This is a genomic window from Bradyrhizobium sp. Leo114 (assembly GCF_055229415.2).
Map to the genome: position 1 here is coordinate 1 of NZ_JBUYEN020000208.1, position 502 is coordinate 502.

Consider the following 502-nt stretch of genomic DNA (forward strand, 5'->3'; position numbering starts at 1 on the left):
GCTCGCCGACGACATTGCAGCGCGATTTGAAGCGGGCGCGGATCGTTCTGTTGGCGGCGGCCGGGCGCAGCACCCGGTCGATCGCCAAGGAAGTTGGGGTCCAGCCGCGGATTGTCAGCCTTTGGCGACATCGCTATGCCGACCAAGGCCTTGAAGGGCTGCAAGACAAGCCGCGACCCGGCAAGCAGCCGATCTATACGAAGACGACCGACAAGCGGATTCTGAAGCTGCTGGATAAGCCGCCCCCGCAAGGGTTCGCGCGCTGGACCGGCCCTCTGCTGGCCGAGGCGCTAGGCGATGTTGACGTCCAATATGTTTGGCGGTTCCTGCGCAGTCACACGATTGACCTCGCGGCTCGCAAGTCCTGGTGTGAGAGCAACGACCCGAACTTTACGGCCAAAGCCGCCGATGTTGTCGGCCTTTACGTCGCCCCGCCGGCGAAGGCCATTGTGCTATGCGTGGACGAGAAGCCCTCGATCCAGGCCTTGGAGCGAGCGCAGGG

General features: G+C 63.9%; 1 protein-coding gene. It reads left to right on the forward strand.

Annotated features, from left to right (window positions below):
- Nucleotides 1–502 (forward strand): IS630 family transposase (locus ACZIRK_RS45440; protein ID WP_474419872.1); only part of this gene is annotated, 502 nt, incomplete at both ends.